The organism is Peribacillus tepidiphilus, assembly GCF_009466385.1.
Taxonomy (GTDB): Bacteria; Bacillota; Bacilli; order Bacillales; family DSM-1321; genus Bacillus_BN; species Bacillus_BN tepidiphilus.
Genome location: NZ_WIAQ01000002.1, coordinates 283,300 through 298,275, shown reverse-complemented (window position 1 = coordinate 298,275; position 14,976 = coordinate 283,300). Strand labels below are relative to the sequence as shown.

Genomic DNA, 14,976 nt, shown 5'->3' with positions numbered 1-14,976 from the left:
TTTGAATAGCCTCCTTCATCCTAATACAGAAATGGAAATAAAGACTAACCCCATTTAATATCTCTTCTGATATTTATTTCTGATCAATACAGCAATTGAGTTCATAATAATGAGAAGTCCGAGTAAAACGATAATTCCAGATGCCGCAACATTATGGAATTCTTCTTGTGGTCTTGATGTCCAGTTATAGATTTGCATTGGAAGAACTGTAAATGTGTCAAACACTGTCTTCGGTAAGAAAGCAATGAACATCGGAATACCTACCACAACAAGTGGAGCTGTTTCACCAATTGCACGTGACAGAGCTAAGATGCCTCCAGTGAGAATTCCTGGAATAGCAGCTGGAAGTACGACTTTTACGATGGTTTGCCATTTTGTTGCACCCATGCCATAGGATGCCTCTCTTAATTCCTTTGGAACGGAACGAATCGCTTCTTGTGCTGCTACAATAATGACCGGTAGTACTAAAAGACTCATGGTTAGTCCAGCTGCAAGAACAGAACGGTCCAGGGCAAGGGCACGAACAAAGATCGTTAATCCCAATAATCCGAAAACAATAGAAGGGACACCAGCTAAGTTCGAAATGTTCAGCTGTATAAAGTTCGTAAATCTGTTCTTCTTGGCGTATTCTTCTAGATAAACAGCCGTACCCACACCAAGAATCAATGAAATAGGCGCCACAACAGCCATTAACCAAATCGAACCGATTAAAGCAGCTTTAATCCCTGCTTGCTCCGGTCTTCTTGAAGCAAAGTTTTGAAAGAATTCTAAATCTAAATGTCCAAGTCCTTGAGTGAATATCCGATATAGTAGAATGGCTAGTATCAATAATCCAAAAAGGGTCGAACCGAAAAATAAAATTTTAAACACATTGTTTCGAAGCAAACGCCCCGACATATTCCCAATGATTTTTTTTTCATCAATAAGTCTCATCGTTAATATTCCTCCCTAAATTTACGAGAGATGAATTGTGCAAGTAAGTTCATTCCAAGCGTAAATACGAATAACGTCATACCGACAGCATATATACTGTAATAAACGGTTGTTCCATACCCAGCGTCACCCGTGCTTACTTGAACAATATAAGCCGTCATCGTTTGAATGGATGAAGTGACATCCCAGCTTAAATTTGGTGTTGAACCACCTGCAACTGTAACAATCATTGTCTCCCCAATCGCACGTGACAGAGCTAAAACGATCGATGCCATGATCCCTGAAACCGCTGCAGGCAATATGACCTTAAAGGTGGTTTCAAGTTTTGTAGCTCCCAATGCAAATGCGCCTTCACGAATCGAATTCGGAACGGAAGACATCGCATCCTCAGATAGAGAAGCGATCATTGGTGTGATCATAATTCCGACGACAATACCTGGACTTAAGGCATTGAAGATTTCTAATGACGGAATCATCTCTCTTAAAACTGGAGTGACAAAAGTTAAAGCGAAAAAACCGTATACAATAGTTGGAATACCAGCTAAAACCTCTAATATCGGTTTAATAATTCTTCTTGTTTTATCAGATGCATACTCACTCAAAAATATGGCGGAAGCAAGACCAATCGGTACAGCTACCAATGATGCAATAAACGTAACCTTCAATGTTCCGGATATTAATGGCAATATACCGTAGGATGCATTCGTTGTTGAAAATGGATACCATTTTTCAGCAGTGAAAAATTCTTTCACTGAAACACGAGTAAAAAACTCAAAGGTTTCAAAGATTAATGTAAATAGAATTCCTATTGTGGTTAAAACGGAAATAATTGCAGTAAGCAATAACAAAGAAGGAATAATTTTTTCAAAAGTAAACCCCGAACGCTTTTGTTTCTTCTCTTCAATTAATTTTTGCACAGAAATGTTTTCTGCCTTTCCAAGTGCCAAAATGATAACCCCTTTCCATTTCCAAGCATGGCAAGGCGAGAAGCAATCATTGCTTCCCACCCAACCATCAACAGCCAATTATTTTTTCAAACCTTCAAGAGTTTCTAGAGCTTTATTGTATTCTTCATCAGGAAGTTTTACGTAACCAACCTCTTCAGCTAGTGCACCGGCATTTTCAAGAACGAATGTCATAAAATCAGCCACTTGTTCTTTTTCAGCCACAGATTTGTTTGCTACATAAGTGAAGAGTGGACGAGATAATGGAGCATATTTTCCGCTTTCAATGGTTTCATTGGTTGGTTCAACCGGACCTTCTCCACCATCAATCGGAACAACTTTTAGCTTATCTTTGTTTTCTTCATAGTATGCATATCCGAAGAATCCGATTGCATTCTTGTCACCTGTTACACCTTGAACCAAAACATTGTCATCTTCAGAAAGAGTAGCATTAGATACAATTGGTTGTTCTTCAAGAATCACTTCGTTGAAGTAATCGTACGTACCAGAATCTGTTCCAGGAGAATAGAACTTAATTTCTTCTTTTGGCCATTCTGGACGGATATCAGACCACATTTTTGGTTTTCCTGTATCTACCCACATTTTCTTAAGCTCGTCTACTGTTAAATGATCCACCCAATCATTATCTTTGTTTACAACAATGGAAAGACCATCGTATGCAAGCTTAAATTCTGTATAATCAATTCCGTTTTTCTCTAGTTCAGCTTTTTCTTCGTCTTTAATAGGGCGAGAAGCGTTACTCATGTCCGTTTCACCGGCGATGAATTTCTTAAATCCGCCACCTGTTCCAGAAAATCCAACAGACACTTTAACTTCTGGTTGTTCTAACATATATTCTTCTGAGATAGCTTCCATAATTGGATACACTGTTGAAGAACCGTCAATGGCAATGTCACCTTGAAGCTGCTTGTCTGCTGCTTCAGTTTGCTCTTCTTTTTTGGCACTGTCAGTTCCACAAGCTGCAGTAAATGCCAGCACTCCACTCATCATTGCTGCTAGTGCCAAGTACTTAAAACTTTTCATTCATTAATCCCCCTACGAAATTAAGTAGTTTTGTCTTACAAGTTATACTTTATAAGATAACCATTAATCAGGTTTAAATGTATTGTAAAGGCTATGTAAATTAGGATTAGAATTGTGTAAATGAGAAACCCTAGAATGATTACAAATAACTTGTTTGAAATGTACGAACAATCTTCTCTAAACTCAAAAAAACCGTCTCACGTGATGAGACGGTTTTTTTGCGGGTGAATTATTCATTTTCAGTAGTTGTTTCCTCTGTATTTTGATCCAATACATTCTGGTTTTCAACGGGATCGGTTGTTTTATTTTGATCTAAATTTTCATTTTGTCGTTTCTTTTTCAATTCAAAGTAAGCATCCAATATTTTTCTTCCAATGTCTTGATTCATGATATGACCGTTGTGTCTACCTTGGTAAGCCCAAGGGACGACAACAGAAAAAGCAACTTCAGGATTGTTATATGGTGCATAGCCAACCAGAGTTAGGTTCATCGTTTCAACAGGATGATCAAATTTCTTTCTTAACGGACCATCGTAAAATGCTTGGGCAGTTCCGGTTTTCCCAGCTGGTTTATAAGGAGCATTTCTAAATTTAGCTGCAGCTGTTCCACCAGACTCCTGCATAACCTGTCTAAACCCTTCCTGTACCCGTTTAATCCATTCTGGTTTCATATCAAGTCGATTTAAAACGACAGGAGGAATTTCTTTTATTACAGGTCCTAGTTGTTTGTTATCGTCAATTGGTTCTCTTATTTCTTTTACAATATGTGGCTTTATTCTATAACCACCATTTGCAATAGTAGAAACATATTGTGCTAATTGCATCGGTGTGTACGTATCATACTGTCCAATTGATAAGTCAAGTAGCTTACCAGGACCTCTCTCCGATCCTTTAAATCCAGCCATTTCATTTGGTAAATCAATACCTGTTCGTACACCTAGTCCAAACTGACTATAATAATTCCTCATTATATCATAGGCTTTAGGATTAAGGCGCAGTGACTGGCCTGGAACATAGTGTCCTCCTCCAATTCGAATTGCCGTCTGGAACATGTATACGTTTGAAGATCTTTTTAGTGCTGTCAGATCATTAATCAGTCCCATGTTTTTATAAGAACCTTTATCAGGTGTACCTTTAATGCGAAGCTTGGTATCATAAATCATGGTTCCTGGTGATATCGCGCCTGTTTGATATCCTGTCAGCACGGTCGCACCCTTAATAGAGGATCCCATTGAATAAGAGGTTGTAAAAGTTCCTAAAGCAAAATCATTGAATTTCACTTTTCCGGTTTTTTTGTCTCTTTCGTACTGCTTACCTGCCATTGCCAAAATTTCACCTGTATAAGGGTCCATCATGACAACAAATGCACGATCAAGAAGGGAAGTGTTTCCTCTGGCCTTTTTTTCCAATAGCTCTTGTTCGATAATTTTTTCAACCGCTATTTGAAGGTCCATATCAATGGTCAGAACGAGATCTTTTCCCCTTTTTCCTTTCGTCACTTCTATTGTTTCTAATATATTTCCAGCTTTATCGGTCACATTCTTCACTTTGGCCTTTTGACCGTGGAGAACATCTTCATATGCGTATTCGATATAACTTTTTCCGACACGGTCGTTACGGCTGTAATCCCTGGAAAGATAATAATCCAACTGCTCACTTGGAAGACCTTCATCGGAAGAAGACACATTTCCAAGTACACTTTTTAAAGTATTTTCAAAAGCATAGGTTCTTTCCCAGTCGGTCGTAATATCAACACCTGGTAAAGACTCGAGATTCTCACTGACAACCGCAAACTCTTCCTTTGTCACATCTTTATTTTTTACAATCTGCGGGGTAAGAGCATATCCACTGTTGAATTCTCGGAAAATAGCCAATACTTCCATGTCTTCAGGTGTCAGTTCCTTTAATTCCTCTTCGGTAATTCTTTCAAGCTGACGTTTATATAGCTCCTTATCGGTGATTTCCTCGTTCTCAAGCATTTTCCTTTCTTTTTCCGTAATCTTTTTTTCTGCTCTTTCCTTATTTTTCAGGATCCAGAAATCCTTCATATCACGTTCTGTCACTTTATCTGGTTTTTTATCGATCAGCTTAGCCAATTTTTCAGCTGTTTCAAGCATTTCATCTGTTTTTGTTCCTTGATATCTCGTATAGGTAATGCTATCAAGGGGTTTATTGTCTACAATCACCTTGTGATGACGATCAAATATTTTCCCGCGAGGCACTGGATTGTTTACTGTAACATCCTCAGTCCTCTCGATTTCCCTTCGGTAATCATCCCCATAAACAATTTGCACAACTCCTAAACGTAAAATTAGGACGGAAAACAGCACAAATACCACAAAAAATAACAAATTTAAGCGAAAGGGCACATGCGTCTTCTTTTTCTTATTTTTTTTCAACGCAACCTTCACATCCTTATATTAATAAAATGCTTCCTTACTATTTTATATAAAGATGCTTTCTTTTTCTACCTTTTCACATAGTTAACTTTTTGTTTAGAATGATTAAAATCCTTATGAAGTTTGAAATTGAAGATTCATTTTTCTTATAAAGAAATAGATACAGGTGTGACCAGCTCCAAGGATTAGCAATAGGATTGGAATAATTTTTTCCTCATGAAAGAAGGAAATGGCAACGAGAAAAACGATAATGGAAACAGCCCTTCCCAAATTTAAAAATAGCTCCCTGATTACGATATACTCAACCCGCATTTCTCCTGCATTTTTTGAACGTCCAATGACATCATAGGTTAACGAAATATAGGGGACAAGAAGCAACGGATAGAATACTGCAATTGAAGCAGCATAAAGAAGGAGCTTTACATAAGATAAGTTAAAAACAATCAATAAAATAGACAAATATAATCCTACCCCACCAATCAAAATAGCTTTCTTTCTATATTGATTTTTAATTAATCGGGACGCGATATAATACACTAAAAAGGACACGCCTGAATTAATGAGACCAAATGTGCCAAGAGCCAATTCACTACCTGTTGTAATATACACAAATACTGAAATGATGAAAACAAAAGTACCTTCTCTAAGTCCTTGAAAAAAATGAGCATTTGTTATTAAGCGCCAATTGGCATTATTATTTCTTTCACGGTAAACCTCCATAAATACATACCGTCCATGAGCTGGTCTTCTCTTTAAAGAGAAGCTTAGGATTACTGCAATCGCAAATAAAAAAAGCGAAATGCCAAAAACGATAAAATATCCTGTGAATTTGTCCAATCTACTAATGATCCATCCAGCAACAAAAGGACCAATCATTCCTCCTAAAGAATTCATAATACCAAGAAAGCCATTGAAAAAATCTCTTGTTTCCGGCTCGGTCACTTCAAAAGTTAAAACATTATACGCTAGCCAATAAAAACCGTAACCGATTCCTAGTAAAGCTCCTAATAGAATAAGAAAATCAGTAGCTTTTGTACCTACAAGAAGGACCGTTAAATAATAAGTTGTCAAAAAAATGACACCAAGCCTCAAAACAACGATTCGATCTACCTTTTTGGCTATTCTTCCAGCCAATATAAACGTAAAGAGCTGAAAAACGACAATGGATAAATTGTAAATACCCAAATCTACAAATTTCCCTGACTGCTTCCATAAATATACATTCACGAATGTATTGGAAAGAGCCACGCTTAAGCTATATAATCCGCCGATGCATAACAAAAGAATTAAATCTTTTGTAAGCTCCACTTCTCCTATCAACTTTTTTACTCGCATTTTCTACTCTCCTTTGATTACGTTTAGCTTTTGATTTTTGGAAAGTAACTATGCGAAGAAATTGTATGTTTGAACATTCTGTATTTTTTCATAATAAAACAAAAAGGCCCTTCTTTTTGAAAGGACCTTTTTAATAAATACTATTTTGCTTCTTTATAGCGTTTTGCAACCTCATCCCAGTTTACAACGTTCCAGAAGGAATTGATGTAGTCAGGACGACGGTTTTGGTATTTTAAGTAGTAAGCATGCTCCCAAACGTCTAATCCTAAAATTGGAGTTTTTCCTTCCATTAAAGGAGAATCTTGGTTAGGAGTGCTTGTTACTTCAAGTTCACCGTTGTTTACAACTAACCATGCCCAACCGGATCCAAAACGAGTAGTTGCTGCTTTTGTAAATTCTTCTTTAAAGATTTCAAAGCTGCCAAATTTAGCGTTAATCGCTTCTGCTAACTCACCTGATGGTTCCCCACCACCATTTGGAGAAAGAATTTGCCAGAATAAAGTGTGGTTGGCATGACCGCCACCATTATTACGTACAGCAGTGCGTACCGCTTCAGGAACTGCATCTAAATTAGAGATCACTTCTTCTACAGATTTGCTTAATAGATCATCGTGACCTTGTAATGCGTTGTTTAAATTTGTTACATATGTGTTATGGTGTTTCGTATGATGAATGTTCATCGTTTCTTTGTCAATATGTGGTTCAAGTGCATCATACTCATAAGGTAATTTTGGTAATTCAAATGCCATTGTTAACTCCTCCTATGTAGAGAATTTGAATGACTTAACAACACAACTGTGGTGTTTAGCCTCTAGTTAAAGATTAGCAAAGTTTACTAATAGATTCAAATAATTTGCTTCTTTATTATATGAATTTTTCCATGATTCATTACAATACAGTCAAAAGAAAATAACCTACCATGAAAGCTTGGATTATACTCTTTGTCAAGACGCTGCTAATAAAACCAATGACTGAACCCATTCCAATTTTTAACGCAGATATAAAATCCTTTTTCTTAAAAATCAGCTCAGCCAATATAGCTCCAACAAAAGGACCGACCAAAATCCCAAAAATAGGAATCACAAAAGGTCCTACAATTAATCCGATCGTACTTCCCCAAATACCAGCCTTCGAGCCCCCATACTTTTTCACCCCTATCATATTTGCCACATAGTCTGCGAGAAATAGGAGCACAACAAGAAGCACCTGAATCGTCCAAAAAACCCAGGAAAAAGGTTCGAAAGAAAAGAATACTCCATAAAGTAATATTCCGCCCAAAATAAATAATATGCTTGGGATCACAGGATACATTAATCCAACAAATCCAATAATGAACATAATGGCTATGATGATCCAATAAACAGTTGTCAATTTAAAAAGCACCCTTTCTTTCCGCTATTCTTATTTATTTCTCTCCGATGACAGCTTCGGCAATATTCACTGCATGGTCACCGATTCTTTCAAGGTTACTGATGATATCGACAAAAACAATTCCTGCCTGTGCACTGCATTGACCCTCACTTAAACGAAGAATATGTTTCTTTCTTAATGAGCGCTCCATTCTGTCGATTTCTTCTTCTTTCTCTACCACTTGTTTTGCAAGAGATACATCATGATGGTCAAGAGCATTCAAAGCTTGATTGACTGTAGAAATGGTTAATGTGAACATTTCTTCAAGATCTTCCATAGCTAAATCTGTCATTTTCACCTTATTGGAAAGCTGATAATCTACAAGCTCTACTATATTTTCAAAATGATCGCCAATTCTTTCGATATCCCTCACCATATCCATCAGTACAGAATGATGTTCAGATTCTGCAGTAGATAAAGAATTGGAAGAAAGGGTAACCAAATAATCAGTGATTTTTCGGTCGAGATTATTAATAGCATCTTCGATTTGATAAGCCGCTTCTCCATGTTTTAGCTGCTTAGTTTTTAAATAATTTCTCGATTCTTCTAACCCTTTTATTGCAAATTTCCCCATGCGAACCACTTCTTCCTTTGCTTGTCCAATTGCAATGGAAGGAAATTGTTCAATAAAAACTGGATCAAGAAACTTTGATTTATATTCGACCAAAGATTCCTCGCCAGTAATGAGCCTTGTAGCAATATAAGACAACCAAGTAATAAAAGGAATTTGAATGATTGTATTGGTCGTATTGAAAACCCCATGGGCTATAGCAATCGTCATTTCTTCATTTAAATGAAGTCGATCTCGTAAGAATTCTATATAATGTATAAAAACTGGTAGGATTAATAAAAAAATAAGTGTACCAATCAAATTAAACAAGACATGTGTTGTTGCTACCCGTCTTGCTGCTACAGAAGCACCAATTGAGGCCAAAACAACCGTTATTGTAGTGCCCATGTTATCACCAAAGAGGACTGGAAGAGCGGCTTCTAAATGAATAAGACCTTGTCCGTGTAATTCCTGCAAGATCCCTATTGTTGCAGTTGAACTTTGAACAATGAACGTAAAAAGCGTTCCGATGATAACGCCTAAAAGGGGACTTAAACTCATGTTAACAGTCAGTTCATGGAACGTCTCGAATGAACGAAGCGGCTTCATGCCGTCACCCATTAACTCTAAGCCAAAAAATAACGCACCAAACCCAAACATAATTTGTCCGATAGTTTGAATCTTTTTATTCTTGAAGAAGAATAAAAGAATTGCACCTAATGCAATAATTGGCAAAGAATAGTCTGCAATTTTTATCCCGATGATAAAAGCTGTGACAGTTGTACCGATATTAGCTCCCATAATAATACCGATTGCTTGTTTCAGTGTAAGAAAACCAGCACTTACTAACCCGACGGTAATGACAACCGTACCTGAACTTGTTTGAAGTAAAATCGTTAAAAAGATTCCAGCCAGTACTCCCAAAAAGGGGTTGGTTGTAAAGCGATCTAATATTACTCTCAGCTTATCCCCTGCTGATTTTTGTAAACCATCACCCATATATTTTATTCCAAAAAGAAATATTCCGAGTCCGCCTAAAAATTGGAATGGCATTTCTTGAATGTACAATTCCACTATACTTCAACCCCTCAATTTTTTCAAAAAACGCGCTATTCTAACCCCCTACCATTATGAACAAATCTATTTTTTTATGTAAAGAATTCTTGATTAGATTTTACAATAGCTTTACAAAGCTTCTTAATATTACATTACCATTACAAATGTTACAAGTGTTACAATCCCCATGATCTTTTTTAAAATGGGTTGTATTATGAGATTTGGAAAGATAAAATGAACACGAAAACTTTACATAATACGAGGGTTATAAACATGAATATTTTCAAGCAACTAATTGTGAGTCTTTATTCACCGAAAGACATTTCCAAATTCCGGTTTCAAGGGATTGGAAAAACCATTCTTTTTGTTTTTTTCATCACTTTGATTTCTATGTTACCGTCGTTCCTTTATTTAAGTAGCGCCATAATAAAAGGGATTGATACATCCATTACAACCTTAAATGAGGACTTTCCGAACTTTGAAATTAAAGACGGGAAGCTATTTATGGATGCTGAAAAGCCCATCGAAAAGTCGAAGAACGGTTTTTTGTTTATCATGGATGATTCGGGTAATGTGACATCAGAGGACTTTGGAAAACGAACCAATAATGGCTTTGCGATCCTCCATCATGAATTTGCTTTTGTGGGTGGCGGAACCCTACAAACCTATCCATATTCTATGCTGGAAGGAATTGAGATATCTAAAAGTGATTTAAGCTCCTTTTTACATGATATCGATAATATGCTAGTCATTTTTCTTCCTATTTTAGGGGTTGTTACCTACATTTTTTCAGCAGGCATGAAGTTTATTGAAATTTCAATTCTGGCTGTAATCGGATTATTGGTGAATAACAGCTTAAAACGAAATATTTCGTACCGACATGTATGGAGACTTACCTCCTACAGTGTCACACTTCCGACAGTCTTCTTTACCATTATGGCATTATTCAATACAAGCGTTGTTGGCGGCATTTTTATTCATTGGTTTGTTACCATCGTTATGCTTTATTTAGCCATTAAAGAAATTCCAAAACCTAAAAAAAATCCCGCATAAATCATGCTGGATTTAGAGTGTAGACAAAGTATATTTCATGCACTTTCAGACTGATTGAAAACGCTTGTCAGTCGAGGAACGAACCCGTGCGAGGAGCGGAGTTACCATAGACGGTAATGAGCACCGGAGGAGGGTTCGTGACGAAGAATGCGAGCGTTTGTCAACAGTCTGAATCCCGCATAAATCATGCGGGATTTTGCTTACCTTAATTCGAATTTTTGTGTTTGCTTAGTCAGTCTTGCTGACAGTTCGTTTAATTTTACACCTATGACATGTGATTTTTTTACTTCTTCAAAATGTTCCACAGAATGTAGCATAATTTGTTCAGCACTGGCACTCATTTGTTGTGAGAGAGAAACATATTTCTCTGCTGCATCCTCCATTTCCGGCAGGCTATCGTGTAATCCATTCAACTTGGTTTGTATCATCCTCAACATGTCACACACTTGATTCACATGGTCAGTTAAAGTGGTTAAGGATTCTTTACTTTGTTTAGCTGCCCCCATATTTTCTTTCATAGAATCAGACATTTTTTCAAATTCATCTGCTGCATGAAATGAGATATTCTCCATTTGAAGGATCGTACCAGCTATCTCTTCTGCCGCAGAAGATGATTGATCTGCTAACTTCCTAACTTCTTCTGCAACCACGCTAAAGCCCTTCCCTGCTTCTCCCGCTCGAGCAGCTTCAATGGTAGCATTTAATGCAAGGAGTTTTGTTTGTTCAGATATGCTGCTAATAAGCTGCACGATAGAGGAGATGGAACCGGAATGATTTTTTATATCCATAATAATTTCCTGCATCCTCTTCATCTCTGTTTCATATGTTTCCATTCTCTCCATCATAAGGGACATTCTGTTATTTCCATCTTGAGAAGAACGATTCATATCTAAAGCTTTTTCGAAAATGAAGTTCATTTGATCGAATATCTGCAATATGCTTTCTTTCATATTCTGAAAAGTAATGACGCTTTGTTCAGAGCTTGAAGCTGTCTCTTGAGCAGCATGCTTCAAAATAGAAATTCCCTCTAACATTTCTTCATTCCTTTTTAACACTTTACCCGAAGAGCTTTGTAAATTTTCTCCTGTTTTATGAAGCTCATTTGTTGTTGTGCTTATTTGTTCGAGTAAAGAACCCATGCCTTGAATTAAAGATTGAAAACTTCTAATTAATGAAGCAACTTCCGGCGTGTTCGCTTTAATATTAGACTCAACGTTAAGCTTTCCTTCTCTTACCTGTCTCATTGTTTCACGTAACTGTGTTAACGGCCTTGTTAAATGATTAATTAATAAGATGATGATAAGGGATGTGATGAAAATACTTATTAACCCTACCCCTATTATGTATCGTGACATTTCGCTAATTGGCTGTAAGTAATCGGTTTGTGGAAGTGCGATCAAATAGATCCCCTTTACCTCCTGAATATTTTGGAACGCCAATGTATAAGGAACCCCGTTAAGTTCAGTATGAATGATCCCCTTTTGTTTTTCCCGGATTTCTTTTATAAGACTCTTTGGTATATCAAGCTTAGCCTTTTCACTCACCCGAAATTTAACGGCTTCATTGCCTTTCACGAGAAAAAAGGTTCCATGTAAATGATCCTGTAGCATTTCTGCTTCCTGGCTCTGTACAATCGAATGAATTTGCTTTTGAAACTTTATCTCATTTCCAACGTGCAGCATCATCGTATTTTGAGCCATTTCATAAAATAAAGCTACTTCTCTCTCTAGCCTTTGTTCCATTAGCATAAGTGCCGTCTCTTTAGATTTGATGAATGAAATATAACTAATACTGCCAGCTAAAACAACAAAAAATACGATCACTAAAATTAAAAGTCTATTTCTTAAGCTAATATTCCATGTTTTTTCACGTAGGTTGGTCCTAATTTTTATATGTCCCATTCCCTAACACCTCTTTCTTTCTACATTATGGTGGTTGATTGTTAAGCCTATGTAAAAAGAAAGTAATTTTTTTATAAGAAACGGAAAATTTAAACAAACTGCCGAATTTTTGTCATACCTTCTTTTAATGGTTCATATATTTGAATTAAGAAAAGGAGGAGTTGCTGATGAAAAAACTTCTGACGTTTTTCGCTTTCTGCCTTATGGTTTACGTCGTATATTATGATCTTTCGGTAGGCACTCTTCCTGCCATTAAACCAACCATTCAACCTGTAATGGAAGCATCAGCAGAAAGCAATAAAGAGGATATAATCCCCTATATTGAGGTAAAAATAAAAGCTGGGGACACGTTACTAAGTATTCTCGAAAGAAAAGAAGGGAAACTCCGTGCACCAATTGATCAGATTCTTGAAGACTTTCAAAAATTAAATGAAGGAGTAAAGCCAGACTCTTTACAAATTGGTAAAACCTATAAAATTCCCGTTTATAAAAAATAAATTCTTTAGGAAGAGGCTTAATATAGAAAATACATCCTATTTCTTGTCATCTCTCCCTAAAGACTGATACAATATTTTCGTATCATATATGTAATACATTCACTACAAACAGAAGTGAAACACTTATCTTTCTAAAGGAGAGAATATCACTTGGGTGAGATTATACATCGTACTAAGACAAGACCTGTTAAGGTCGGAAATTTAACGATTGGTGGAAGCAATCAAGTCATCATACAAAGTATGACCACTACAAAAACGCATGATGTGGAAGCAACTGTAGCAGAAATCAAGCGATTGGAAGAGGCAGGCTGCCAAATTGTACGCGTAGCATGCCCGGATGAAAGAGCAGCAAACGCTATTTCAGAAATAAAAAAGCGAATAAACATCCCATTAGTCGTTGATATTCATTTTGATTATAAGCTTGCATTAAAGGCGATTGAAGGTGGCGCGGATAAAATCCGTATTAATCCAGGAAATATTGGACGACGTGAAAAGGTAGAAGCTGTTGTCAATGCAGCCAAGGCACGTGGGATTCCAATCCGAATCGGAGTTAACGCCGGATCCCTTGAGAAAAGAATATTAGAGAAATATGGCTATCCAACTGCAGATGGCATGGTAGAAAGTGCGCTTCATCATATTAAAATTCTTGAAGACCTTGATTTCCATGACATCATCGTTTCGATGAAAGCTTCTGATGTAAATTTGGCAATCGAAGCATACGAAAAGGCGGCCAGAGCATTTGATTATCCTCTTCACTTAGGTATTACTGAATCCGGCACTTTATTTGCAGGGACTGTCAAAAGTGCTGCTGGATTAGGAGCGATTTTAAGTAAAGGAATTGGAAACACTCTTAGAGTTTCTTTAAGCGCAGATCCGGTAGAAGAAGTAAAGGTTGCAAGAGAACTATTAAAATCCTTCGGGTTATTATCAAATGCTGCTACTTTAATTTCGTGCCCAACCTGTGGAAGAATTGAAATCGATTTAATTTCGATCGCAAACGAAGTAGAAGAATATATTCAAAAAATTAAAGCTCCAATTAAAGTTGCCGTTTTAGGATGTGCCGTTAATGGTCCTGGAGAGGCTAGAGAAGCTGATATTGGTATCGCTGGAGCAAGAGGAGAAGGGCTTCTTTTTAGAAAAGGGGAGATTGTCCGAAAAGTTCCAGAAGAGACGATGGTTGAAGAACTGAAAAAAGAAATCGACGCCATTGCAGCTGAATATTTTGCCAAACAAGAAGCTGAAAAAAATGCGACCCTAGTCAATGAATGAAAGGGGCCGGCTCTCAAAAGGTGTAAAAAAGCACCTTTTGGGACCGGCCTCTTTTTTGCATCAAAAGAAGGGAAGTATGAAAATCCCGATGATAATGGAAAAAGCTCCGATTCCGATTGCCCAAGCACCTAAACTGACGGCTCCTCGTCTTTGTGCTATAAAGCCGAGAACAATTCCTGCTGCACCAAACAGGATTGGCCATACAAATAGGGAAAGGATGGATAAAATAAGGGCTGCATAGCCGAATCCTCGACCAGCAGTCATTTCATCCCGAGCTGTAACCATCTCTTGATCCCTGCCGAAAACGGTAGGGGCAGCTAATTCTGCAGAGGTTTCTTCTCTATATCGGTCACGTTCGTAAATTTCAGACTCATCTTGATTCAATTTACGTTCATTCTTGTCCAATACAAATCCCTCGCTTTCTTTTCAGGTGCATTCTTATTGTTTGTCATTAAATAAAAAAACTACCTGCCAATGAATGTATAGAATGGTAACCAAACCGTATTCCAAGGATCACTAAGAGTTCTATTATCCTTGCTAAGTTCCTTGTTTTATACAGCTAAAAGTGGATGAAATGTGTTAAACT

At 37.1% G+C, this 14,976-nt stretch carries 13 protein-coding genes; 3 read left to right on the top strand and 10 right to left on the bottom strand.

Annotated elements, in window-relative coordinates; genetic code table 11:
* Window positions 1-54: 54 nt before the first annotated feature.
* The 8 genes from pstA to GD441_RS02810 form a co-directional block, all read right to left on the bottom strand.
* Window positions 55-933, bottom strand: coding sequence for a phosphate ABC transporter permease PstA (gene pstA, locus GD441_RS02845; RefSeq protein WP_153123464.1), 879 nt, complete (start codon window positions 931-933; stop codon window positions 55-57).
* Window positions 934-935: 2 nt separating this feature from the next.
* Window positions 936-1,880: a phosphate ABC transporter permease subunit PstC gene (pstC, locus tag GD441_RS02840; RefSeq protein WP_420849637.1), complete on the bottom strand. Its 945-nt coding sequence runs from the start codon at window positions 1,878-1,880 to the stop codon at window positions 936-938.
* Between the two features lie 78 nt (window positions 1,881-1,958).
* Window positions 1,959-2,921 (bottom strand): PstS family phosphate ABC transporter substrate-binding protein, encoded by a 963-nt coding sequence (locus GD441_RS02835; protein ID WP_153123462.1) that lies wholly within the window; start codon window positions 2,919-2,921, stop codon window positions 1,959-1,961.
* 229 nt (window positions 2,922-3,150) lie between these two features.
* Window positions 3,151-5,319: a peptidoglycan D,D-transpeptidase FtsI family protein gene (locus GD441_RS02830; RefSeq protein WP_153123460.1), complete on the bottom strand. Its 2,169-nt coding sequence runs from the start codon at window positions 5,317-5,319 to the stop codon at window positions 3,151-3,153.
* A gap of 114 nt (window positions 5,320-5,433) precedes the next feature.
* Window positions 5,434-6,654 (bottom strand): MFS transporter, encoded by a 1,221-nt coding sequence (locus tag GD441_RS02825; protein WP_153123458.1) that lies wholly within the window; start codon window positions 6,652-6,654, stop codon window positions 5,434-5,436.
* Between the two features lie 140 nt (window positions 6,655-6,794).
* A complete protein-coding gene (locus tag GD441_RS02820) occupies window positions 6,795-7,403 on the bottom strand; it encodes a superoxide dismutase (protein ID WP_153123457.1) in 609 nt (202 codons plus the stop codon).
* Window positions 7,404-7,542: 139 nt separating this feature from the next.
* Window positions 7,543-8,025, bottom strand: coding sequence for a DUF456 domain-containing protein (locus GD441_RS02815; RefSeq protein ID WP_153123455.1), 483 nt, complete (start codon window positions 8,023-8,025; stop codon window positions 7,543-7,545).
* Window positions 8,026-8,059: 34 nt separating this feature from the next.
* Window positions 8,060-9,667: a Na/Pi cotransporter family protein gene (locus tag GD441_RS02810; RefSeq protein WP_420849639.1), complete on the bottom strand. Its 1,608-nt coding sequence runs from the start codon at window positions 9,665-9,667 to the stop codon at window positions 8,060-8,062.
* A 276-nt stretch (window positions 9,668-9,943) separates the two neighbouring features.
* Here GD441_RS02810 and GD441_RS02805 point away from each other — a divergent pair, with 276 nt between their 5' ends.
* Entirely contained in the window at window positions 9,944-10,723 is a 780-nt protein-coding gene (locus GD441_RS02805) for a DUF1189 domain-containing protein (RefSeq protein WP_153123451.1), read from the top strand.
* Window positions 10,724-10,923: 200 nt separating this feature from the next.
* Here GD441_RS02805 and GD441_RS02800 read toward each other — a convergent pair whose 3' ends face one another.
* Window positions 10,924-12,624 (bottom strand): methyl-accepting chemotaxis protein, encoded by a 1,701-nt coding sequence (locus GD441_RS02800; protein ID WP_153123449.1) that lies wholly within the window; start codon window positions 12,622-12,624, stop codon window positions 10,924-10,926.
* 167 nt (window positions 12,625-12,791) lie between these two features.
* Here GD441_RS02800 and GD441_RS02795 point away from each other — a divergent pair, with 167 nt between their 5' ends.
* Window positions 12,792-13,121 (top strand): LysM peptidoglycan-binding domain-containing protein, encoded by a 330-nt coding sequence (locus tag GD441_RS02795; RefSeq protein ID WP_153123447.1) that lies wholly within the window; start codon window positions 12,792-12,794, stop codon window positions 13,119-13,121.
* Between the two features lie 159 nt (window positions 13,122-13,280).
* On the top strand, window positions 13,281-14,390 hold the full coding sequence (ispG, locus tag GD441_RS02790) for a flavodoxin-dependent (E)-4-hydroxy-3-methylbut-2-enyl-diphosphate synthase (RefSeq protein ID WP_191992090.1): 1,110 nt from the start codon (window positions 13,281-13,283) through the stop codon (window positions 14,388-14,390).
* 60 nt (window positions 14,391-14,450) lie between these two features.
* Here the strand turns inward: ispG and GD441_RS02785 are convergent, their stop codons facing one another.
* Complete coding sequence (locus GD441_RS02785) at window positions 14,451-14,795, bottom strand: hypothetical protein (protein ID WP_191992082.1); 345 nt, start codon at window positions 14,793-14,795, stop codon at window positions 14,451-14,453.
* Window positions 14,796-14,976 lie beyond the last annotated feature (181 nt).

Excerpts from the sequence above, each read along its gene's own strand:
- pstA (WP_153123464.1), bottom strand. The coding sequence starts at position 933 with ATGAGACTTATTGATGAAAAAAAAATCATTGGGAATATGTCGGGGCGT.
- GD441_RS02835 (WP_153123462.1), bottom strand. The coding sequence starts at position 2,921 with ATGAAAAGTTTTAAGTACTTGGCACTAGCAGCAATGATGAGTGGAGTG.
- GD441_RS02800 (WP_153123449.1), bottom strand. The coding sequence starts at position 12,624 with ATGGGACATATAAAAATTAGGACCAACCTACGTGAAAAAACATGGAAT.
- GD441_RS02805 (WP_153123451.1), top strand. The coding sequence starts at position 9,944 with ATGAATATTTTCAAGCAACTAATTGTGAGTCTTTATTCACCGAAAGAC.
- GD441_RS02810 (WP_420849639.1), bottom strand. The coding sequence starts at position 9,667 with ATGCCATTCCAATTTTTAGGCGGACTCGGAATATTTCTTTTTGGAATA.
- GD441_RS02795 (WP_153123447.1), top strand. The coding sequence starts at position 12,792 with ATGAAAAAACTTCTGACGTTTTTCGCTTTCTGCCTTATGGTTTACGTC.
- GD441_RS02825 (WP_153123458.1), bottom strand. The coding sequence starts at position 6,654 with ATGCGAGTAAAAAAGTTGATAGGAGAAGTGGAGCTTACAAAAGATTTA.
- GD441_RS02820 (WP_153123457.1), bottom strand. The coding sequence starts at position 7,403 with ATGGCATTTGAATTACCAAAATTACCTTATGAGTATGATGCACTTGAA.